The organism is Pseudoalteromonas sp. 5Ae-yellow, from assembly GCF_014077565.1.
Classification (GTDB): Bacteria; Pseudomonadota; Gammaproteobacteria; order Enterobacterales; family Alteromonadaceae; genus Pseudoalteromonas.
In genome coordinates, this window is record NZ_JACGWD010000047.1 from 1 (window position 1) to 22,112 (window position 22,112).

At 39.9% G+C, this 22,112-nt stretch carries 18 protein-coding genes; 7 read left to right on the plus strand and 11 right to left on the minus strand.

The genetic code is table 11. The features are described 5' to 3' along the window. Positions 1–380: 380 nt before the first annotated feature. The 8 genes from H4J63_RS13125 to lrp form a co-directional block, all read right to left on the minus strand. Complete coding sequence (locus tag H4J63_RS13125; protein WP_182196990.1) at positions 381–839, minus strand: hypothetical protein; 459 nt, start codon at positions 837–839, stop codon at positions 381–383. A gap of 86 nt (positions 840–925) precedes the next feature. Beyond that, positions 926–3,013, minus strand: coding sequence for a hypothetical protein (locus H4J63_RS13130; protein WP_182196992.1), 2,088 nt, complete (start codon positions 3,011–3,013; stop codon positions 926–928). A gap of 492 nt (positions 3,014–3,505) precedes the next feature. Then, on the minus strand, positions 3,506–4,810 hold the full coding sequence (gene serS / locus H4J63_RS13135) for a serine--tRNA ligase (protein ID WP_008133608.1): 1,305 nt from the start codon (positions 4,808–4,810) through the stop codon (positions 3,506–3,508). Positions 4,811–4,819: 9 nt separating this feature from the next. Beyond that, the gene (gene crcB, locus H4J63_RS13140) at positions 4,820–5,200 is read right to left on the minus strand and encodes a fluoride efflux transporter CrcB (RefSeq protein WP_021032117.1); all 381 of its coding nucleotides are present in this window, start codon (positions 5,198–5,200) and stop codon (positions 4,820–4,822) included. Beyond that, entirely contained in the window at positions 5,193–6,536 is a 1,344-nt protein-coding gene (locus tag H4J63_RS13145; RefSeq protein WP_182196994.1) for a replication-associated recombination protein A, read from the minus strand. The genes crcB and H4J63_RS13145 overlap by 8 nt, the downstream gene beginning before the upstream one ends. Further along, positions 6,529–7,155 (minus strand): outer membrane lipoprotein chaperone LolA, encoded by a 627-nt coding sequence (gene lolA, locus H4J63_RS13150; RefSeq protein WP_138489158.1) that lies wholly within the window; start codon positions 7,153–7,155, stop codon positions 6,529–6,531. The genes H4J63_RS13145 and lolA overlap by 8 nt, the downstream gene beginning before the upstream one ends. Continuing rightward, a complete protein-coding gene (locus H4J63_RS13155) occupies positions 7,152–9,650 on the minus strand; it encodes a DNA translocase FtsK (protein WP_182196995.1) in 2,499 nt (832 codons plus the stop codon). The genes lolA and H4J63_RS13155 overlap by 4 nt, the downstream gene beginning before the upstream one ends. Before the next feature lie 151 nt (positions 9,651–9,801). Further along, a complete protein-coding gene (gene lrp, locus H4J63_RS13160) occupies positions 9,802–10,281 on the minus strand; it encodes a leucine-responsive transcriptional regulator Lrp (protein ID WP_007582985.1) in 480 nt (159 codons plus the stop codon). Positions 10,282–10,423: 142 nt separating this feature from the next. Between lrp and ald the strand changes: the two genes are divergently transcribed. Then, entirely contained in the window at positions 10,424–11,545 is a 1,122-nt protein-coding gene (ald, locus tag H4J63_RS13165; protein ID WP_182196997.1) for an alanine dehydrogenase, read from the plus strand. Positions 11,546–11,664: 119 nt separating this feature from the next. On the opposite strand, the gene pssA is transcribed toward ald, so the two are convergent. Continuing rightward, complete coding sequence (gene pssA, locus H4J63_RS13170; protein WP_101217386.1) at positions 11,665–12,990, minus strand: CDP-diacylglycerol--serine O-phosphatidyltransferase; 1,326 nt, start codon at positions 12,988–12,990, stop codon at positions 11,665–11,667. Positions 12,991–13,277: 287 nt separating this feature from the next. On the opposite strand from pssA, the gene trxB reads away from it, so the two are divergent. From trxB to infA, 4 genes are all read left to right on the plus strand, one after another. Beyond that, positions 13,278–14,228, plus strand: coding sequence for a thioredoxin-disulfide reductase (gene trxB / locus H4J63_RS13175; protein WP_182196999.1), 951 nt, complete (start codon positions 13,278–13,280; stop codon positions 14,226–14,228). 97 nt (positions 14,229–14,325) lie between these two features. After that, positions 14,326–15,042 (plus strand): leucyl/phenylalanyl-tRNA--protein transferase, encoded by a 717-nt coding sequence (gene aat, locus H4J63_RS13180; protein WP_024595507.1) that lies wholly within the window; start codon positions 14,326–14,328, stop codon positions 15,040–15,042. Beyond that, positions 15,035–15,739 carry an arginyltransferase gene (locus H4J63_RS13185; RefSeq protein WP_182197023.1) on the plus strand — a complete coding sequence of 235 codons (705 nt, stop codon included), beginning with the start codon at positions 15,035–15,037 and terminating at the stop codon, positions 15,737–15,739. Before aat ends, H4J63_RS13185 begins: the two co-directional genes overlap by 8 nt. A gap of 90 nt (positions 15,740–15,829) precedes the next feature. Continuing rightward, on the plus strand, positions 15,830–16,048 hold the full coding sequence (infA, locus tag H4J63_RS13190; protein WP_002962494.1) for a translation initiation factor IF-1: 219 nt from the start codon (positions 15,830–15,832) through the stop codon (positions 16,046–16,048). Positions 16,049–16,262: 214 nt separating this feature from the next. Here infA and clpA read toward each other — a convergent pair whose 3' ends face one another. Next, a complete protein-coding gene (gene clpA, locus H4J63_RS13195; protein WP_007585108.1) occupies positions 16,263–18,524 on the minus strand; it encodes an ATP-dependent Clp protease ATP-binding subunit ClpA in 2,262 nt (753 codons plus the stop codon). Between the two features lie 68 nt (positions 18,525–18,592). Next, a complete protein-coding gene (gene clpS, locus H4J63_RS13200; protein ID WP_007585109.1) occupies positions 18,593–18,901 on the minus strand; it encodes an ATP-dependent Clp protease adapter ClpS in 309 nt (102 codons plus the stop codon). Positions 18,902–19,110: 209 nt separating this feature from the next. Here clpS and cspD point away from each other — a divergent pair, with 209 nt between their 5' ends. After that, positions 19,111–19,329: a cold shock domain-containing protein CspD gene (gene cspD, locus H4J63_RS13205; protein ID WP_002962500.1), complete on the plus strand. Its 219-nt coding sequence runs from the start codon at positions 19,111–19,113 to the stop codon at positions 19,327–19,329. A gap of 525 nt (positions 19,330–19,854) precedes the next feature. Beyond that, positions 19,855–22,077, plus strand: coding sequence for an NADP-dependent isocitrate dehydrogenase (locus tag H4J63_RS13210; protein ID WP_182197000.1), 2,223 nt, complete (start codon positions 19,855–19,857; stop codon positions 22,075–22,077). Positions 22,078–22,112: the final 35 nt, after the last annotated feature.

The window sequence follows — 22,112 nt, forward strand, 5'->3', positions numbered from 1 at the left end:
TCTTCGCCAGTAAGGCCTTTACCAGCTTGAAGTTCAGCTAATGCTTTGTTGAAGTCGAAAGATTGAGTCATGTGTCACTCCTGTTTTCTTAATAATACTGAAATGACACAGATTTCTAAACACTACCCTCCAATTGCAAATTAATCTGGCGTTGGCTTTTTCGTAATAATTAGGATGGGTGTCTTGTTATTTGTATTAATTTAAGTTCTGATGTACGAAGCCAAATTTTGATCTCTTTAGTTATTGCTAAAAATATCAAAATTCCTGTTTGAACAATTTGTTCATAATGCTAGCCGTAAACGGCACAATGTAGCAAGCTAAAATTTGCGACAAGGAGTACCTTCGTCCTTTGTTTAACGGTCTTGTTAGCAGTTTTTATTTTAGTGGGTCATTGTAACAACTGTTTTCCATTTTTTATTCAAGTGCATCAAATTGTTTGCATAATAATTAAGCCGTTCGTGTGTAATTGTAAACATTTCTACAGTATGTTTTGACTCTTTACCCTGAACTTTACCAATAGTAATTTCTTCTGAATCATAGGATTCAATAACTCCATGCACGCAAACATCTCTAATTTGAACGGTATTTTTAGTAAGGTTGATTAAGTCCATAATATCCGCCTCACTAAGATCAATACGAGAATGATTATTGAAGATAAATGTGAGTTTTCTATTTAAAGATAAATATTTATTTTTTACATTTTTGTCCTCATGCAAAAGGCTTACACACTGGTCAATATACCTTTCTACAGGTGACCAAAGCACTGTTAGCATACCTATAACAGTAAGCCATGGTTCTAACTGCTCAGGGCTATCTTTAAATTCTGACTCTATATTCATAGGTAAATTACTCTGATGCTAGTTAAACTGCTAACAACGCCTCAAACTTCACCAAGTCCGCGTGATTTGATTTGTTAGATACATTCTTACAGTGTAGCGACATATTGATCACACTCATCAATAACGTATTGTGGCACGGTTTGGTATTTAGCAGGATTCAATTGATAAATGTAGTCATTTTCAATGTGAAACACTTGATTAATAAATTTCAGGATTACATCAGCATGATCAGCATCCTCAGATATAATTCTATAGATATGTAATTTCTCATAACTATTCTCGCATGATTGATAAAGCTCAATCATTGCAGTGTTATTCAGAATTAATTGAATGGCATCTGAGTAATCAAAATCAGAAACATGAACCTTAATTTCGGTCTCTGCTTCACTGATTTCGTCAGGAGTCATTTCACGCTCTATACCATCTCCATATGTCAATGGCACTTGTCTTCTATGAAGTATATTTGAAACTAACTGGTACGCCACCCCCTTCGAATTAAGTATTTCATAGTTGCGACGGAGGTATACCAGCTTTGCGACCAAGCTTGCGTCACTCGTGATATTTAATGAGTTAATGTCCACAAAGGTCATAACATCACTTTTTTCAATTTTTACCTCTGAGAGTTGTCCATTATTATTCTGAAGAAAAGAGGCATGTGGTTTTTCGAATCGATCGCTATGGTGATATAGCATATCCACAATAGGCTCAAAATCATGACTAAGAAGTAAAACTGTTTCCCCCCTAAAAGATCTCTCCTTTCGAAAAAGCATCTCAATGATTGCGTATTTTTTGTTCTTATCAAAGGAGGAAATAGGATCATCCAAAACAATTAAGTCGGGAGATGCCTTAAGAGCATCAAACATAAACAACACCAATGCGAAAGCATTTCGCTCGCCATAACTAAGAACATTTCTAACGCCAAGCACTTCTTCTGAGTCTAAGTCAGAGTGAATCAACTTAAGTCTATGTTTTCCGGTATCGTCCTCGATAAGATCTACCGTATATTTATAACCTGCATTACGAAGAAACGTATTAATGTTAGTTTTGTTATCTTGGACTACACGCTCTATATATCTATTTTGTACCGCTATGCGTCCCTGAAGCTGTCCAGCCTTATCAATTAGCTCATCTATTGAGCCATTGACCTTCGTTATTTTATCTAATGATTCTTCTGATTGCAGGTGGCTATATAAATTCGAATCTATAGTGTATTTACGTAGCTCATCTATTACCTTATCTACATCTTTGAACGTAAAGAAACCGATATTTTTAAGTTGCTTAAATCTCTCATTTAGCCTATCTATTTGGTCTTTTACCTCAAGAAGGTATCCAACTTGCTCCTCAGTGTACCCATCCACGCTAGAAACAAACTCACTTATTATTTCTTTTGACTGAGTTGAAAAATACTTTTCTAGACGCTGGAATATTTGAACAAGCTTATTAAGGTTCTGAATGGACTTTGAATCATATACTTCACTAACGCGCTTTATTGTTTCTTTTGCTTCTTTCACATCGCTAACGCAGTAGGGGCAACTGTCTGTCTCTTCAATAAATTGCCCGCCATCTAACTGCCACTTAACCCATTTGACATTGTTTCCTCCTTGAATGAATTCCTGATACGCCTCAAGTCCTTCAGGGATATTTGTGACCTTATTCCCTCCTTTGAGGGCTTTCGCTATTACGCTAGACCCGTGTACACCTTTTTTAATTGGCTTACCAAAACTACTACTTAGCTCATTAAAGTCGCCTATTAGAGCCTCAATATCTTGGTCGTCGTTGAAATGACTTTTGATTTGAGATACGAGGACTTCGATTTCGGCCATTACTGAATCATAGTTCTCATCTCTAATGAGAATATCAAAGCTTCCTTTGAGTAATTCATCTGGCTGGTAGGTGAAATCGTTTATATAAGATTCGTCAAACACTCTGACACTACTAATCGCCTCGCAACCATTAACAGCGGGTATAACATCCTCATCACTGATGGCTTTGAAGGGTTTGAGTTCTAATAATTCGTTATTTCCACTAACTCTTGAGCTAACGGATTTTAGGATTGCCTTTGATATTGTGCTTTTTCCTGTACCGTTTATTGCGTATTTAATATTAAGAAAGCCTTCTGAGATCGAAACGCTACCATTATCAATGTTATTGCAATTAAATATTTCAACTTCCATTACACATTCCTTTGTTCAAGTAACACGAGCATTTAACGAGCCTGTAGATTAACTCGTTTTTAAATTTGTTTTTATTGATAAACAAACCATAGCTGAGTTCCTATTTTGGTTCAATTGATTACTGTATTTTCACGCAGAATATAGAAGTGTTTGATATTGTTTTAATTGGCGTTTTGGAAGGGATTACGCGTGTTTGAGTGGCTTTTATTTAGAGTAAGAGGGCTTACCCTTCTTAATGCATCGTGTTTTGCAGCTTTTCTATATTATGAACAAGGCAATACAGTTGCCATTGCTCATTCACTTGACCCCGTAACAGATAAAAGGACAGGCGCATATTTTTGGCTAAGAACTATAAAGTACTAAAGCACGTCCTACATATTAGCTGAACCTTTTTACTTTTAACCTAAAACAAAAAAGCCGCTGTTTATTACAAACAGCGGCTTTCGTCTTAAGATTTACAAGCTTAAAGCGTGCTTAACTTAAAGTTGATTTTTATTGTTTACCAATTACTTCTAGTCCACCCATGTATGGGCGTAAAACTTCTGGTACTACAACTGAACCATCGGCTTGTTGGTAGTTTTCTAGTATGGCTACTAGTGTACGGCCAACGGCTAAGCCTGAACCATTTAGTGTATGTAGTAACTCTGGCTTTTTAACACCTTCACGGCGAAAACGTGCTTGCATTCTACGCGCCTGAAAGTCAGCCATGTTTGAACATGATGAAATTTCGCGGTATGTGTCTTGCGCAGGTAACCATACTTCTAAATCGTATGTTTTAGCTGAGCCAAAGCCCATGTCGCCCATACATAAAATTACTTTACGGTACGGAAGCTCAAGCGCTTGTAGTATTTGCTCTGCGTGACCTGTTAACTCTTCAAGCGTTGCCATTGAGTCTTCTGGTTTTACAAGTTGTACAAGTTCAACTTTATCAAACTGGTGCTGACGAATTAAGCCACGTGTATCGCGGCCATAGCTGCCTGCTTCACTTCTAAAACACGGAGTGTGGGCAACTAAGCGAATTGGTAAATCGCTTTCATCGTAAATTTCGTCGCGGGCGCTATTTGTAAGCGGTACTTCAGCTGTTGGAATTAAGCTAAAGCCGGCTTGTTGTTCGCCGTCGTCATTTACAAGGCCTAATGTGTGGAATAAATCGCCTGCAAATTTAGGTAATTGGCTGGTGCCATAAAGGCTTGCGCTATTTACTAGGTACGGTACATACATTTCTGTGTAGCCGTTTTTATCAGCGTGTGTATCTAGCATAAATTGCGTTAGTGCACGGTGCATACGCGCAACTTGGCCGCGCATTACGGTAAAGCGTGCACCACTAATTTTAACGCCCATTTCAAAGTCTAAACCGTTTAGGTCTTGGCCTACATCTACGTGGTCTTTAACTTCAAAATCAAACTTTTTAGGTGTGCCCCACGTTAAAATTTCAACGTTGTCGTCTTCGTCTTTACCTGCAGGAACTGACTCGTCTGGCAAGTTTGGAATTGCTAACGCAATGTCGTTAATTGCGGCTAATACTTCATCTTGCTCAGTTTTAGCGGCGTCTAGCTCACTGCCTAAGTTAGCCACTGCATCAAGTAATGGCTGTGCGTCTTCGCCTTTAGCTTTGGCTTGACCAATTGCTTTTGCGCTTGCATTACGTTGACTTTGAAGTTCTTGCGTTTTTACTTGTAATGTTTTGCGTTTTTCTTCAAGTGCCGTTACCGTCGCTACATCGAGTTCGTAACCGCGAGCCGCTAAACGTGCTGCAGTTTGTTCGATGTCTTGACGTAAAAATTTAGAATCTAACATGTTAGTTTTTTAACCTTTTTGCATTACTAGCTGAAGGCCCAGCCAAGCCATAAAAATACACACCATCACGTTTAAGATGATATTGAGGGCCATTTTAATAAAGTGACCTTGTTGTAATAACAACAACGAGTCCATTGAGAATGTTGAAAAGGTGGTTAATGCACCTAAAAAGCCAATACCGATAAGGGTTTTGGCGGGGCTTGCGGTGATAATTTCTTTATCTATCAAACCGTACAAAATGCCCATTAACAATGAACCCAGAATATTAACCGTCAACGTGCCAAAAGGGAATCCCCTACCGAGGAGTTTTAGCATGCTTTCGCTAATAAAAAACCGTAAACACGCACCTGAGGCTCCGCCAAGGGCGATCATCATATAAAGTTTAATCATTTTCGTATCGTCTAAGTGGGCTTTGCGCATCGCGCTCTTTTAGGTAATCGAGTTTTTGTTTTATTTTTTGCTCAAGTCCGCGCTCGCTCGGTAAGTAATATTCTTTGCCGTCCATTTCTGGTGGTAAATATTTTTCACCTGCGGCAAATGCGCCTTCTTCGTTATGCGCATAACGATACTCAGCGCCATACCCTAAGTCTTTCATTAAGTTGGTTGGCGCATTGCGTAAATGCTCTGGTACTGGGTAACTTGGCTCGTTTTTGGCATCTGCTTTGGCTTGATTAAACGCCATATACACCGCATTACTTTTAGGTGCGCTGGCTAAATACAGTGTGGCTTGTGCTATTGCACGTTCGCCCTCACTTGGGCCAACACGTTGAAATATATCCCACGCGTTTAAAGCCACTTCCATCGCACGCGGATCGGCGTTACCAATGTCTTCTGTAGCTATGGCAAGTAAACGCCTTGCCACATACAAAGGGTCGCCGCCACCGGCTAAAATTCGGCAATACCAATACAGCGCACCATCGGGTGAGCTACCACGTACTGATTTGTGAAAGGCCGATATTAAATCATAAAACTCATCGCCGCCTTTATCGTATTTGGCCAAATGTGTAGGTAATACTTGGCTAAGTACGTGCTCATCAACGTTGTATTGACCGTTTTGCTCGGACGTTAAATCAACTGCTTGTTCAAGTAAATTAAGTACTTTACGCGCATCGCCGCCACTTGCTTGGCATAGTGCCTTTTTAGCATTCTCGGCAATAGTGATGTGTTTTTGGCTTAGCTGCTCGTCTTGTTTAAGTGCGCGTTCTATTACGGTGTATAAGTCGGTATCGGCAAGCGATTTTAAAACATACACGCGTGCACGCGACAATATAGCGTTGTTAAGGGCAAACGATGGGTTTTCTGTGGTTGCACCTACAAATATAAAGGTGCCGTCTTCTATGTGCGGTAAAAAGGCATCTTGTTGGGATTTATTAAAGCGATGAACTTCGTCAACAAACATAAGGGTGCGTTGGCCACGGCTTTCTAGGTTGTCCCGCGCTTGCGTTACGCTGTCTCGTATATCTTTTACGCCTGCAGTTACCGCCGACATTTGAATAAGCGAAGCATCAGCATGGTTGGCAATTATTTGCGCAAGTGTGGTTTTACCTACACCAGGCGGGCCCCATAAAATTAAACTATGGCATCGCCCCGCGACAATTGCTTGATGCAGTGGTTTATCAGCGCTTAATAAGTGCTGCTGACCAATGTATTCATCAAGCGTTGTAGGGCGCATACGCGCAGCAAGTGGGCGTACATCGGGCCCAAAATTAAAACCTAAATTACTCACCGTTACTCTGATCGTCTATTTCAACACCTTCAGGAGGCGTAAATTCAAAAGTGCTTTGATCAAGCGGTGTATTAACTTGGGCATTGTTAAACGTAAATGACGATAGCTGCCCTGAGTTGTCGGTAACCACTAGTTTAGCAAGCCCTTGCTCGTTACCCGCAAATGCTATATCAAGTTGTTCTACTTGGCTTTCTACGCCTTTATTTGGCGTTACGCTAAAGCCTGTACTTGTTGCAAGTACGCTGTATTTTTCCCACTGTGCTGGGTCTTTTGATGTCAGTAGCACAAATGGTGTTGAGTCGATTAGGCTGCTGGTTTTCATAATCGTTACTTGCTCAGCAAAGCTGTCGAAGTAATAGGTTTTATCACCGTTTGATACAAATAACGTATCGTCCGGATTAGTTTGCTGCCAGCGAATCATCATAGGCTGTTGAAGCGCTATTGTGCCCTCACCTTGCATAACTGCTTGGCCTTCTTTGTCTGTTACTTGTTGTGCAAACTGCGCTTTAAAGCTTTTTAAAGTGGCAAGTCTGTCTTGTAATGCTTGGCTGTCGTCTGCAAAGCTTGGTGCGGCAAGTACGCTGCCTAACACTAATAATAAGGCGTTAACTTTTTTCATGAATTTGCTCCATTAGGTACTAATACATCGCGAGCACCGTTATGACCTGGTGAACTCACGATACCCGATGTTTCCATTTGTTCTACTAAACGTGCTGCGCGGTTGTAGCCAACACGTAATTTACGTTGCACTGACGATACAGATACTTTGCCGGTTTCAATTACAAACGACACAGCTTCGTCGTATAAAGGATCAGATTCTTCATCTGCATTTTCGCTAGCTTCACCCGGTAATAAAATATCTTCAGTGGCATCGCCATTGAGTATTTCGTCAATGTAATTTGGTTTAGCACGTGCTTTCCAATCGTTTACTACGGCGTGTACTTCATGGTCGTCTACAAACGCGCCATGCACACGCTCTGGTACGCTAGTGCCTGGCGGTAAATAAAGCATGTCGCCCATACCTAGTAAGTTTTCTGCACCTTGTTGGTCAAGTATTGTCCGTGAATCTATTTTGCTCGATACCTGAAACGCCATACGTGTTGGAATATTAGCTTTAATTAAGCCGGTAATTACATCAACTGACGGGCGCTGCGTAGCAAGCACTAAGTGAATCCCTGCCGCACGTGCTTTTTGAGCAATACGTGCAATAAGTTCTTCTACTTTCTTACCTACAATCATCATCATGTCGGCAAATTCGTCTATTACTACAACAATACTTGGTAATTTACCAAGCTCGTCGGGGCCTTCTTTCATGCCATCGGTGTCTTTAAATAATGGATCAAGAATTGGGTAACCCGCTTCATTGGCTTCAAGCACTTTTTGGTTGTAACCTTTTAAGTTACGCACACCCAATGCTGACATTAATTTATAACGACGTTCCATTTCGCCTACACACCAACGCAGTGCGTTAGCAGCTTCTTTCATATCGGTAACTACTTCACACAATAAATGCGGAATGCCTTCGTATACTGAAAGCTCAAGCATTTTAGGGTCAATCATGATCATACGTACATCGTCAGGACCCGATTTGTACAGCAAGCTTACTATCATGACATTAACGCCCACTGATTTACCTGAACCAGTTGTACCGGCTACCAATAAATGTGGCATTTTACCTAAGTCAGCACATACCGGCTGACCAGCAATGTCTTTACCAAGCACCATGGTAAGAGGCGACGGATTTTGCTCAAATTTAGGGGCGTTTATTACTTCTGATAAACGAACTATTTCACGGTGTTTATTTGGAAGCTCAATACCAACATAGGTTTTACCTGGGATAACTTCTACAACACGTACACTAATTGCCGAAAGCGAACGGGCTAAATCTTTAGCTAAGCCCGTAATTTTAGACACTTTAATACCTGGCGCTAAATCTAGCTCAAAACGCGTAACAACGGGGCCTGGGTATACCGCTACTACGGTTGCTTGTACGTTAAAGTCGAGAAGTTTTGTCTCTACAAGGCGCGATACGCTATCAAGCTCTTCTTGCGAAATTGGGTTTTTAGCTTTATCCGGTCTGTCGAGTAAATCAAGCGACGGTAACGGCCCCGGAGGTGGCTCTTGTGTTAATAATTGCTCAAATTTTTCTTTAGCCGTTGGCGGCGGTTGATATGCAGGTTTTGGTTTAGGCATTGGCCTAGCTGGCGATACAACCGTAGTCACTGGTTTTTCAGGCTCTATTACGGGGCTTTGGTCCAGCGCATTTAATGCAGCTTCTGTATCCATTGGCTCGTCGTCTATGGCGCTAAAGCCAATTTCTTGATCGAGTATATCGTCAAGTTCATCAAACGGCATAAAGTCATCACTAATTTGTGGTTCACTAAATGGTGTTTGAGGCTTATCTATTGCTTTTTGTTTATCTGCTTTTTTAGCTGATGTAGGCAGCTCTATTTGCTCTTTTATATCGTCTTCAAAATGGGCGTCTGCTTCATCGTTATTATTTACTTTACCTGCAGTGTGTTCTCGGTGCATCCAGCCTTTTGCATACGATACAACATAGCGATAAAGCCTAACCATTAAATCGCCAAGGTAATCTACAAAATCAACCCACGATACTCCCGTCAATAAGGTAAGCCCTGCAAAAAAGAAACACAGCAATAATATAGATGTACCGGTAAAGTTAAACGCAGGCATCATGGCTGATGCAATAACATCGCCCACTACTCCACCCGATGAAAAGTTATAAATATCGTCGAAATTAATACTACTAATGGCGGTAGCTGAGGTAATAAATAAAGCAAAACCAATAACACGCAGCGCTAAGGTAGTGTAATCAAGCTGTAAAATGCGGTGAGGTTGTTTAAATAGCAAGTAGCCAAATAGCTGAATGGCCGCAGGCACTAAGTAAGCCAACCAACCAAAGGTGAGTAATAAAATGTCGGCTATCCATGCACCGGCTGCTCCTGTGATGTTGCTTACTTCGCTAAAACTAGTTTGCGACCATGCAGCATCTGCTGGATCAAAGCTGATCAAGGCACATAAAATAAATATTGCCATAAAGGTACTGATAATCAGCCCTGTTTCTAATAGTCTTTGCACACCATTTAGGCGCATAGTTCCCTATCCCTCTTTATTATTCTATTTTTATTCACACTTACTTAGCAGTGAAATACCTTAGCAGGAAATGCAATTTGTTGCACTTTATCTTAACCTTGATGGCCTGATTATGAACAAGTTTTTATAATTTGAGCTTATATAAATAACCTTAAGTAATATAAGGGCGAATAATTACGCCTTCTTCACCTTTTACTTCTTCCATTACTACATAAGTTCGGCTTTCACTTACATTTGGCAGTTTCAATAGTATGTCGCCTAATACGCCACGGTATTCTGACATATCATTTACGCGCGTTTTAAGTAAAAAATCAAAATTACCCGATACTAAATGACATTCGATAATTTCTTCGTGCTTTTTAACCGCAGCACTAAACTCATCAAATACGTCGGGAGATGTTTTAGTAATCGTTACTTCTACATACACAGATAAACCTTGCCCAAGTTTAGCGGGATCGACCACCGCTTTATAGCCAAGTATGTAACCTTCCCGTTCTAGCTTTTTTACTCGCTCCAAGCAGGGCGTGGCGCTTAGGCCAACTCGTCTGGCCAGTTCTACATTCGACAAGCGTCCATCGTGTTGTAATTCCATTAAAATTTTACGGTCAATTCTATCTAATAATTGATGCATAGTACCAACTAGTTTTTTATGCTGTTTATTTTTGTTATATAGATGATAACACTAGATTTGAGTTTAAAAAAGGTGAGACAAACGGGCTTATGACGAATATAATAGTGGAAAATGTTAATCCGTTCTTAATAAGGCAAATGATATGATTATTGGTGTTCCTAAAGAAATTAAAAACCATGAATACCGTGTAGGTATGGTTCCTGCAAGTGTTCGTGAATTAGTAAACCACGGTCACCAAGTGATTGTAGAAACTGATGCAGGCATGGGCATTGGTTTTACTAACGAAGATTACACACAAGCGGGTGCTGAAATTTTAGCAACTGCTGCTGATGTTTTTGCTAAAGCAGACATGATTGTAAAAGTAAAAGAGCCGCAAGCTGTTGAACGTGCAATGCTACGTGAAGACCAAATTCTTTTCACTTACTTACACCTTGCACCTGATCTTCCACAAACTGAAGACCTTGTAAAAAGCAAAGCTATTTGTATTGCATACGAAACTGTAACTGACTCACGCGGTGGTTTACCGCTTCTTGCTCCTATGAGCGAAGTTGCTGGCCGTATGTCTATTCAAGCTGGTGCACAAGCGCTAGAAAAATCTAACCACGGTCGTGGCATGCTACTAGGTGGCGTACCAGGCGTTGAAGCTGCTAAAGTTGTTGTAATTGGCGGCGGCATGGTTGGTCGTAGCGCAGCTCAAATGGCTGTTGGCCTTGGTGCTGAAGTTGTAGTTCTTGATCGTAACATCGATGTATTACGTGCACTAGACGCGCAATTTGGTAATAAAGTAAAAGCTATTTACTCAACTGCTGATGCACTAGAAAAACACGTACTAGAAGCTGATTTAGTAATTGGTGGCGTACTAATTCCAGGTGCAGCTGCACCTAAACTAGTAACTGCTGCGCACATTAAAGCAATGAAGCCTGGTTCTGCAATTGTTGACGTTGCAATAGACCAAGGTGGCTGTATTGCTACTTCTAAAGCAACTACGCATGCTGATCCTACTTTCATCGTTGATGAAGTTGTTCACTACTGTGTTGCTAACATGCCAGGTGCTGTTCCACGTACATCTACGTTTGCACTTAACAATGCAACATTGCCTTTCATCATTAACCTTGCAAACAAAGGTTATAAAAAGGCGTTACTAGATGACGCTCACTTCTTAAAAGGCTTAAACGTAATTAAAGGCCAAGTAACTTACAAAGAAGTAGCAGAAGCGTTCAACATGGAATATGTTGACCCACGCACAGCGGTAGAAAACGCATAATTTAGCGTTTTGTAGTTAGGTTGGTATTAAGTAATGTAGCTACCTAACTACAACCCATAAATAAAGCAGCTAATTAGCTGCTTTTTTTGTATTTAAATTTCAGATTTATATAAACTTATTTAGATAAAACGCTTAATTATAAAATCTACTTTTACGCGCTTAGCTTGGCCAAGTAGTTTTTTAACTGGCTGCGGGTAATCATCCATCGTTTCTAAATCATCTGGGCCTGTTAAACGTCGGCAGTGTTGTAAAATTTCCTGCTTTTCGTTATCAATAGCATCCATAATTGTTTGCTCTGGATCTTCTATTAAAATACCGTTTTCGATATCAAGACCCCATGCACGCGGATTTAAGTTATGCCCGCTCAGTAAATGTTTTGTTCTATCTGAACAAATACCTTTTAAATGAAACGAATTGCTTTCATCTTTCCACAGATACACATTTAAATTACCGTTATCGATATGGCGCTTTTGCGTTTTTACAAATTTATGCAAAATAGTTTCGTATAAATAAGGTAATGCCCCTATTTTACTAAACGGCTCGCTTGGCGGTAAATAAAAATCATTTGCTGTTTTATCGCCTACAACAATAGTCACTTGCTTGCCTTGCTTTAATAATCGGCGCAGTGATCGCATAAGCGGTGCCGGAAAATTAAAGTATGGCGTATACAACACAAGCTCTTGCTCTGTTGTATCAAATAACGCTTTTATTAAACGATTTAACTCGTTATTACGACGCCCGAGTCCTAAAAACAAGCGAATACCTAATGCTTGCGTATTTAGCTGCTCTGCTGCGTTATAACTTGCGACTTTTAAATCACGCATTAATTGCTTTTGATCAAGCTTAAAGTCGTGCAAACGCTTAAGCGGTCGCGTGTCTATACGTGGCACAGCCACTGATGAAAGTAGCTTTGTCTCAATAAAATCAACCACTGAGTCACACAGTTCGTTCTGCGTTATTAAAAAGTAGCGATCGAGTCTGTAGCGTTCGTTATGCTGCAAGTAAACGTTATTTAAACTTGCGCCGCTGTAAAGTAAGGTGTCGTCAATTACAAAACCTTTTAAATGCAATACGCCAAACAATTCTTTAGCTTTTACAGGTACGCCATAAACTTGTACGTTCGATTTAAACTTTTCTAAATCGTCACAGTATAAACTTGCGTTACCGTCTGATTTATCAGCGCCAATTAATCCACGTTGCGCGCGATGAAAATCCACCAGCACTTTTATCTCAAGTGCCGGGTTTGCCAATGACACACGATGCAGCGCTTCTAAAATTTCGCGACCTGCTTCGTCATCCTGTAAATACAATGCCGTAATGTAAATTCGTTTTTTTGCGTTAGCTATCAAACGTAGCAATTGCGTTCGGTAATCTTGCGCATTGGTTAAGACGTTAACGTCTTTTGAAGTCAACCCGAATGCGGGTTTTTCCTGCCAAAATAACATAGTTGCCTATTCACTTAGGTCACATAATCTATCAGTGACAAATAAAATTAGGTAAAACATAACAAAAAAAATCAAGGGGGTCATGAATTAACGCTGTTTTATTGCCTGTTAGTCTGTTTTTTGAGCTACTTTGACATATTAACTGTAAAAGCATAGAGCTCTAGTACACAATACTGCACAGCCTTTCGATTTGAGAAAAAAAATAATCGCGGATTTTGTTTACATCTGCCTTGTTTTTCTTAGAATCGAGCGCATTAAAGACCGTATTAAACGTTTAGGAAAAAATAATGACTGAAGCAAAACATTGTAAGCTACTAATTTTAGGCTCTGGCCCAGCTGGTTATACTGCAGCAGTATATGCCGCACGTGCAAATTTAAACCCTGTTTTAATTACAGGCATTCAACAAGGTGGTCAATTAACAACCACAACTGAAGTTGAAAACTGGCCTGGTGATGCACACGGCTTAACGGGCCCTGCATTAATGGATCGTATGAAAGAGCACGCTGAGCGCTTTGAAACTGAAATCATATTCGATCACATCAATAAAGTAGATGTATCTAAGCGCCCTTTCACACTAACTGGCGACCAAGGTACTTACACATGTGATGCATTAATCATTGCAACAGGTGCTTCTGCTAAATACTTAGGCTTAGAGTCTGAAACTAATTTCCAAGGCCGTGGCGTTTCAGCCTGTGCTACATGTGATGGCTTTTTCTATAAAGGTCAGAAAGTAGCGGTTGTTGGTGGTGGTAATACAGCGGTTGAAGAAGCGCTATACTTATCTAACATTGCTGACGAAGTACATGTTATTCACCGCCGTGATAGTTTCCGTAGTGAAAAAATACTTGCAGACCGCCTTGCTGAAAAAGCAGCTAACGGTAACGTTGTTTTACATTACAACCGTACGCTTGACGAAGTATTAGGCGACCAAATGGGCGTAACTGGCATTCGTATTAAAGATGCACACTCTGATGCAACACAAGAGCTAGATTTAGCCGGTGTATTTATTGCTATTGGTCATAAGCCAAATACAGATATGTTTGTTGGTCAACTAGAAATGAAAGACGGCTACTTAGTTGTAGAGTCTGGATTGAATGGTAACGCAACTCAAACAAGTATAGAGGGCGTTTTTGCTGCAGGTGATGTGTCTGACCACATTTACCGTCAAGCAATCACATCAGCGGGTACAGGCTGTATGGCTGCCCTTGATGCAGAGCGTTTCTTAGATAATTTATAAGCAATTAAATAAATTATAATAGGGCTGATTATTCAGCCCTTTTTTTATGTCTAAAATATAGTTACACTTTTACGATCAATTATAAAATAAGTACTGTATGAGAAATCAGCTATACCAATTAAGTGAAACCGATATAGCATTCCCCAATCCGGAATACGCATTAGAATCCCCTGATGGCTTGTTAGCAATTGGCGGAGATTTAAGTTTACCTCGCCTAAGTAATGCCTACAAAAGCGGAATATTCCCTTGGTTTAGCGAAGATGAGCCTATTATGTGGTGGTCGCCGAGCGAACGCGGGATTTTTGAACTGGATGATTTTCATATAAGTAAGAGCCTGCGTAAACATTTAAAAAAGCACCCTGTAAAAGTAACCATTAATAATGCCTTTGAGGAGGTAATAGAAGCTTGTCGCGATCAACGCCTTGATACCGATGGCACTTGGATCACCTCTGACATGCTCAACGCTTATGTTAATGCACACAATGCTGGCATTGCCCATAGCTTAGAAGTGTGGAGCAACGGAGAGCTTGCAGGTGGCTTATATGGTATTATGCAAAATGGTGTTTTTTGTGGTGAATCGATGTTTCATCATCAAACCAATTGCTCAAAGCTTGCTATGTGGGCACTGGTAAATTGGCTTAAACGTCATAATGCACATTTTATTGATTGCCAGTTAGAAAACCCTTATTTAATGACCTTAGGTGCACAAGTAATCCCCCGCTCAACATTTTTGACTAAACTAAAAGCTGCACATAACTATATTATTAATCCTATTATGTGGGAGCCACAAGAACTTGACGCAATCTATGAATGAGCAACTTCCTGCACGTGTTGGTTTAACCCAAGAGTTTGACTGTAGTTATTTACCCAACAGACAAGAGCAACTATTAGTTATTCTTGATCCTAGTTGCTACAGCACAGACAAATTTGAGTCATTATTAGGCTTAGGGTTTCGTCGCAGTGGTAACCAAATATATCGTCCACACTGCCCAATATGCAGTGCATGTAATTCTGTACGTGTATTAGCACAAGACTTTATCCCTTCAAAATCGCAAAAACGTAAACTAAACAAAGCAAAAAACCAGTTTGAAGTGAAATACTCGATGCAAGAACGCCCTGAGTATTATCCGCTCTATAGTAGATACATAACGATGCGCCATCAGGATGGAAGTATGTATCCTCCTGAAAAAGAACAGTTTCAAAGCTTTTTACTTTGCAGTTGGCTCAAAATCACATTTATTGAACTATGGCACCAAGATACTTTAGCCGCAGTTGCCGTAACTGATTGTATGAACAGCTCTATTTCTGCAATTTATACTTTTTTTGACCCCGACTTTGAACACTATAGTTTAGGCTCTGTGATGATATTAGAGCAGCTTAAATTTGCAAAAGAGCAAAATAAGCAATACGTGTACTTAGGCTATCAAATTGATGAATGCGATAAAATGAAGTACAAAACTCAGTTTTTACCAGCTCAAAAACAGCTCAATGATGAGTGGGTGGCTATTTAATTTGCAAATATAGCCCCTGCGCCTTTACTTATTGGTGTATTTTGGGCAAAATCTGCAGCGTTTAACTATTAAAGAGGTGTTACGCTAAACATGGCGAAAGAAGACGTAATCGAAATGCAAGGGACAGTCCTTGATACTTTACCAAATACAATGTTCCGAGTTGAGCTAGAAAATGGTCACGTAGTTGTGGCTCACATTTCAGGCAAAATGCGCAAAAACTATATCCGTATTTTAACCGGCGATAAAGTAACGGTAGAAATGACTCCTTACGATTTATCAAAGGGTCGTATCGTATTCCGTGCTCGCTAAGTAAGTGCGTAAACGAGATTTAGTTTTTGGCTAGTGTTTTACTAGCTTTAAGCGTTTATTAAATGTAATTGATAGACATTGACTAGCAATTACATTTAATAAACAAAAAACCCAGTTTTTACTGGGTTTTTTGTTGCCTATAAAAATGGCAAAAAAATGGCCCGCTATTATTTAGCGGGCCATTTTTATTTAACTTAGTTGTGTAATTAACGTTTTACGCTGGCGTTAAATTGCTCTCGTAATCAAAGCGGATCTTCTTGTCTTTAACCGATACTTTAACTGTACCGCCATCAACAAGTTCACCAAACAGTATTTCATTAGCTAATTGCTTTTTAAGCTCTTCTTGAATAACACGTGCCATTGGACGTGCACCCATTGCTTTATCGTAGCCTTTATCTGCCAACCACTCACGTGCTTTAGACGTAAGCTCAAGGTTAACTGATTTTTTATCAAGCTGCGCTTGCAGTTCCACAATAAACTTATCAACCACCAGTAAAATAACTTCACGTTCAAGGTGATTAAACCAAATGATGTTATCTAAACGGTTTCTAAATTCTGGTGAAAATACTTTATTAATTGCACCCATTGCATCGTGCGTATGATCTTGCTCTGTAAAACCAATCGACTTACGCGTAGTTTCTTGAACGCCCGCATTGGTAGTCATTACAACCACTACATTTCTAAAGTCAGCTTTACGGCCGTTATTATCGGTCAACGTACCGTGATCCATAACCTGTAGCAAAATGTTGTAAATGTCTGGATGCGCTTTTTCAATCTCATCTAAAAGTACAACAGCATGTGGATTTTTAATAACTGCTTCTGTTAATAAACCACCTTGCTCAAAACCAACATACCCTGGTGGAGCACCAATTAATCGGCTAATTGCATGGCGTTCTACATATTCCGACATATCAAAACGAATAAACTCAACACCCATACATTTAGCAAGTTGCTTAGTTACTTCTGTTTTACCCACACCGGTAGGCCCTGCAAACAAAAACGAACCTACTGGCTTTTCTTCGCTCGATAAACCAGAGCGAGATAAACGAATAGCTGATGTAAGTGCGTCAATAGATTGATCCTGCCCAAACACGAGCATTTTAAGGTTACGGTCTAAGTTTTTAAGCGTTTCTTTATCTGTTGACGAGACGCTTTGCGCTGGGATACGTGCCATTTTAGATATAATTAGCTCTATATCAGCCACGCCAATGGTTTTTTTACGTTTAGAGCTAGGTTGTAGGCGCTGACTTGCACCGGCTTCATCAATTACATCAATTGCTTTATCTGGCAAGTGGCGCTCATTAATGTATTTAGCACTGAGTTCTGCAGCTGCTTTTAATGCTTTTTGAGTGTAACGAATGCCATGATGCTCTTCGTAACGCTCTTTTAAGCCATTTAATATTTTAGTAGTATCGGCAACACTTGGCTCAAGTACATCAATTTTTTGAAAGCGACGTACTAATGCACGGTCTTTCTCAAAAATATTTTTATACTCATTGTAAGTTGTTGAACCCATACAACGCAGCTTACCACTTGAAAGGAGTGGTTTAAGCAAGTTTGATGCGTCCATAACACCACCAGACGCCGCGCCGGCACCGATTATGGTATGTATTTCATCAATAAATAAAATAGAGCCTGGCTCAGCTTGCAGCTCTTTTAGTAAGCTTTTAAAGCGCTTTTCAAAGTCGCCACGGTATTTAGTACCCGCAAGCAATGCACCCATATCTAGCGAGTACACAACAGCATCTGCAATTACTTCTGGTACTTGCTTATTAACAATGCGATACGCTAAGCCTTCAGCAATTGCTGTTTTACCAACGCCCGCTTCACCAACAAGTAATGGGTTATTCTTTTTACGACGACACAATACTTGTACTGTGCGCTCTACTTCGCTGTCGCGTCCGATCAGTGGGTCAATGTTACCTTCACGAGCTTGAACGTTTAAGTTAGTTGTAAAGCTATCTAGCTTGCTTGCTTCTTCATTTTGAACTTCTTGCACTTCATCATGAATATCGTCGCTGTCGTTGCCTAATTCATCATCTGCTTTAGAAATACCATGCGAAATAAAGTTAACGATGTCTAAACGCGATACATCATGCTTTTTAAGTAAATATACAGCTTGGCTTTCTTGCTCAGAAAAAATAGCAACTAGCACATTCACGCCAGTGACTTCATTTTTACCTGACGATTGCACATGGAACACAGCGCGTTGTAATACACGTTGAAAGCCAAGTGTTGGCTGAGTTTCACGCTCTTCTTCTAAATCTGGAATGACGGGTGTTGTTTCGTCAATAAATTCTAATAATTCGGTTTTTAAACCAGAAATATTAACACCACACGCGTTTAGGGCTTCTCCTGCAGAAGGATTATCTAACAGCGCAAGTAAAAGGTGCTCTACGGTCATAAACTCATGACGGCGAGTGCGCGCTTCACGAAACGCGGCATTTAATGTGAGTTCTAAGTCTTTGTTTAGCATTGGCAACCCCTTACTGAGATAATAATTTATACCACAACAATCGGATGTTTGATCACCCTAATTGGTATTTATTCCTGCTCACAACTACAAAGCAGTGGATGCTCGTTATCACGCGCGTAGCGGTTAACTTGTTCAGCTTTGGTGTGGGCTACGTCGGCGCTGTAAACACCACATATACCCTTACCTTTTTCATGAACCTGAAGCATCACGTCGGTTGCTCTATCGCTATCCATATTAAAAAACGTCGTTAAAACTTCTATTACAAAGTCCATCGGCGTGTAGTCGTCGTTATTTAAAACAACTTTATATTTTCGCGGCGGCTGTAGCTTTTGCTTTTCGCTGTCGCGAACTGTATCGATAACACCTGAATCTTTCATACCACTCATAATTAAATATAGTCTTGTCTTTGTAACTCAAGCAAACTTGAATAAAAAATAAATAAAATGTTAAAAAAATAACTCAAAACACTTGACTGGTTGGCTAAATAAACTACAGTCAAACGTAGATTGATTAAACCTTAGTCAGTCTAGCAAATAATACAATTTAGAATAACTAAATTAGTCAACTTATTGAAGGATGTAGAAGTATGGCTTGCGGTAAAGTTAAATGGTTCAACAACGCTAAAGGTTTTGGTTTCATCGTAGAAGACGGCTGCGAGAATGATATTTTCGCTCATTACTCAACAATTGTAATGGACGGTTATAAAACGCTTAAAGCTGGTCAAGATGTAACATTCGAATTAGAACAAGGACCTAAAGGTCTACACGCTAAAAATATTGCCCCAGATGGTGACATTATTGAGTGACTATTGTTTTGTTCGACTAAAGCGAGTGACCTTTTAAGATCCTCGCTTAATTCCTTAAGCATACTAACTTATCTCTTCTCCCTTATTTATTGCCTCTTTTCATTCAAATTCAACCCTTTTCCTTGAATTTATTTTATATACCCCAATGTTCTAAGAGTTGATTGTTTAACTGCTTATTGGGCATGCTCAACCTCTAGCCCTTTTTATTTAAGCTTGTTACACTCTTGGTGCTAAAAATTGCGTATTAACGCAGCAACTAATCCAACTTGTCGCCTCTTTTATATGTACTAGGCTAAAGGCTGATTTATTTTTGTTAATTTTTTAGCTATAAATACAATTCCAGTTCGTCAGGTGTGACTATTCTGCTTTTATAAAAGAGCAACGCTGAGTACCAACACCTAACAAACTATTCATTACGAGCGTATGTATTCATTAACTTGTTTAATAATATGTACTCACTCATTAGTAATGATTTTCTTTGCATTGTTGAATAAGACCTTTTCGGTCTACTATCTAGGAATGATGATGACATCAAAAATTATCTATACAAAAACGGACGAAGCTCCGGCACTAGCAACTTACTCGTTGCTACCGATCATCCAAGCATATACAAATGCGGCCGGTGTTGAAGTTGAAACTCGCGATATCTCATTAGCAGGTCGTGTAATTGCTAGCTTCCCTGATTATTTAACACAAGAACAACGCATTGGTGATGCACTTGCTGAACTTGGCGAGCTTGCTAAAACACCAGAAGCAAACATCATCAAATTACCAAACATCAGTGCATCTGTACCACAGCTTCGCGCTGTAATTAAAGAGCTTCAAGCAAAAGGTTACGCTCTTCCAGAATACCCTGTTGAACCTAAAAATGATGAAGAAAAAGCAATTCAAGCTGCTTACGACAAAATCAAAGGCAGTGCAGTAAACCCAGTACTACGTGAAGGTAACTCTGATCGTCGCGCACCAGGTTCTGTAAAAGAATATGCACGTAACAACCCGCATTCAATGGGTGCGTGGAGCAAAGATTCAGAGTCTTATGTTGCAAGCATGAGCGAAGGCGACTTCTTTGGTTCAGAAAAGTCAGTAACTGTTGATACAGCCACTGATGTACGTATTGAACATGTTGCAACTAACGGCGACGTTTCTGTACTTAAACAAAGCACGCCTCTTTTAGCTGGCGAAGTTATTGATGCATCAAGCATCAGCGCTTCTAAGCTTCAAGCTTTCTTAGCTGCTGAAATTGACGCTGCTAAAGAAAAAGGTGTTTTATTCTCGCTTCACATGAAAGCGACAATGATGAAAGTATCTGATCCAATTATCTTTGGTCACGCTGTAAAAGTATTCTACAAAGATGTATTTGCTAAACACGGTAAGCTTTTTGAAGAGCTAGGTGTTGATGTAAATAATGGTTTAGGCGATGTATATTCTAAAATTCAAACATTAGACGATGCTAAGCGCGAAGAAATTGAAGCGGACATTCAAGCTGTTTACGCTAGCCGCCCTGCTATTGCTATGGTTGATTCTGACCGTGGTATTACAAACCTACACGTACCAAGTGACGTGATCATCGATGCTTCTATGCCTGCAGCAATCCGTTCAAGCGGTCAAATGTGGAATAACGATGGTAAATTACAAGACACTAGCTTTGTAATTCCTGATCGTTGTTACTCAAGTGTTTACCAAGCAACTATCGATTTTTGTAAAGAAAATGGCGCGTTTGATCCAACAACAATGGGTAGCGTTCCAAACGTTGGCCTTATGGCTCAAAAAGCTGAAGAATACGGTTCACACGACAAAACATTTGAAGCAAAAGCGGACGGTTCTATCCGTGTTGTTGATGCAAATGGTAGTACATTACTTGAGCACAGTGTTGAGCAAGGCGATATCTGGCGTATGTGTCAGGTTAAAGACGCACCAATTCAAGATTGGGTTAAGCTTGCAGTAAACCGTGCACGCGCAACAGGCGTTCCAGCTATTTTCTGGTTAGACGAAAACCGTGCACATGATGCAGAGCTAATCAAAAAAGTAAATAAATACCTACCAGATCACGATACAGCGGGTCTAGATATTCAAATTTTAGCACCGCTTGAAGCAACATTGTTCTCACTAGCGCGTATTAAAGAAGGTAAAGACACTATTTCTGTAACAGGTAACGTTTTACGTGATTACCTAACAGATTTATTCCCAATTTTAGAGTTGGGTACGAGTGCTAAAATGCTTTCAATTGTTCCACTTATGAACGGTGGTGGCTTATTTGAAACTGGCGCGGGTGGTTCTGCACCTAAGCATGTTCAACAATTCGAAAAAGAAAACCACTTACGTTGGGATTCTTTAGGTGAATTTTTAGCACTTGCTGCATCACTTGAGCACTTAAGCGTAACTGCTGGTAACAACAAGGCACAAGTACTTGCTGATACCCTAGATAAAGCAACAGGTACGTTCCTTGCTGAAAACAAATCGCCTTCACGTAAAGTGAAAGAAATTGATAACCGTGGTTCTCATTTCTTCCTATCTTTATTCTGGGCACAAGAACTTGCTAAGCAAAATGATGACAGTGAACTTAAAGCACAGTTTACTCAAATCGCTAGCGACCTTGAGTCTAATAAAGAGCAAATCGTAAGTGAACTTAACGATGCGCAAGGCCCTGCAGTTGATTTAGGCGGTTACTTCCAGCCTAACGACGATGCAGCCTTTAAAGCGATGCGTCCAAGCACTACATTTAACGATATTCTTGCTAAATTAGTATAAATATTAGTTTAAATTTAAAAGCCGCTTACTTGTAA

Excerpts from the sequence above, each read along its gene's own strand:
- H4J63_RS13125 (WP_182196990.1), bottom strand. The coding sequence starts at position 839 with ATGAATATAGAGTCAGAATTTAAAGATAGCCCTGAGCAGTTAGAACCA.
- H4J63_RS13155 (WP_182196995.1), bottom strand. The coding sequence starts at position 9,650 with ATGCGCCTAAATGGTGTGCAAAGACTATTAGAAACAGGGCTGATTATC.
- H4J63_RS13210 (WP_182197000.1), top strand. The coding sequence starts at position 19,855 with ATGACATCAAAAATTATCTATACAAAAACGGACGAAGCTCCGGCACTA.
- lolA (WP_138489158.1), bottom strand. The coding sequence starts at position 7,155 with ATGAAAAAAGTTAACGCCTTATTATTAGTGTTAGGCAGCGTACTTGCC.
- cspD (WP_002962500.1), top strand. The coding sequence starts at position 19,111 with ATGGCTTGCGGTAAAGTTAAATGGTTCAACAACGCTAAAGGTTTTGGT.
- pssA (WP_101217386.1), bottom strand. The coding sequence starts at position 12,990 with ATGTTATTTTGGCAGGAAAAACCCGCATTCGGGTTGACTTCAAAAGAC.
- clpA (WP_007585108.1), bottom strand. The coding sequence starts at position 18,524 with ATGCTAAACAAAGACTTAGAACTCACATTAAATGCCGCGTTTCGTGAA.
- aat (WP_024595507.1), top strand. The coding sequence starts at position 14,326 with ATGAGAAATCAGCTATACCAATTAAGTGAAACCGATATAGCATTCCCC.
- ald (WP_182196997.1), top strand. The coding sequence starts at position 10,424 with ATGATTATTGGTGTTCCTAAAGAAATTAAAAACCATGAATACCGTGTA.
- trxB (WP_182196999.1), top strand. The coding sequence starts at position 13,278 with ATGACTGAAGCAAAACATTGTAAGCTACTAATTTTAGGCTCTGGCCCA.
- H4J63_RS13130 (WP_182196992.1), bottom strand. The coding sequence starts at position 3,013 with ATGGAAGTTGAAATATTTAATTGCAATAACATTGATAATGGTAGCGTT.
- clpS (WP_007585109.1), bottom strand. The coding sequence starts at position 18,901 with ATGAAAGATTCAGGTGTTATCGATACAGTTCGCGACAGCGAAAAGCAA.
- crcB (WP_021032117.1), bottom strand. The coding sequence starts at position 5,200 with ATGATTAAACTTTATATGATGATCGCCCTTGGCGGAGCCTCAGGTGCG.
- lrp (WP_007582985.1), bottom strand. The coding sequence starts at position 10,281 with ATGCATCAATTATTAGATAGAATTGACCGTAAAATTTTAATGGAATTA.
- H4J63_RS13185 (WP_182197023.1), top strand. The coding sequence starts at position 15,035 with ATGAATGAGCAACTTCCTGCACGTGTTGGTTTAACCCAAGAGTTTGAC.
- infA (WP_002962494.1), top strand. The coding sequence starts at position 15,830 with ATGGCGAAAGAAGACGTAATCGAAATGCAAGGGACAGTCCTTGATACT.
- serS (WP_008133608.1), bottom strand. The coding sequence starts at position 4,810 with ATGTTAGATTCTAAATTTTTACGTCAAGACATCGAACAAACTGCAGCA.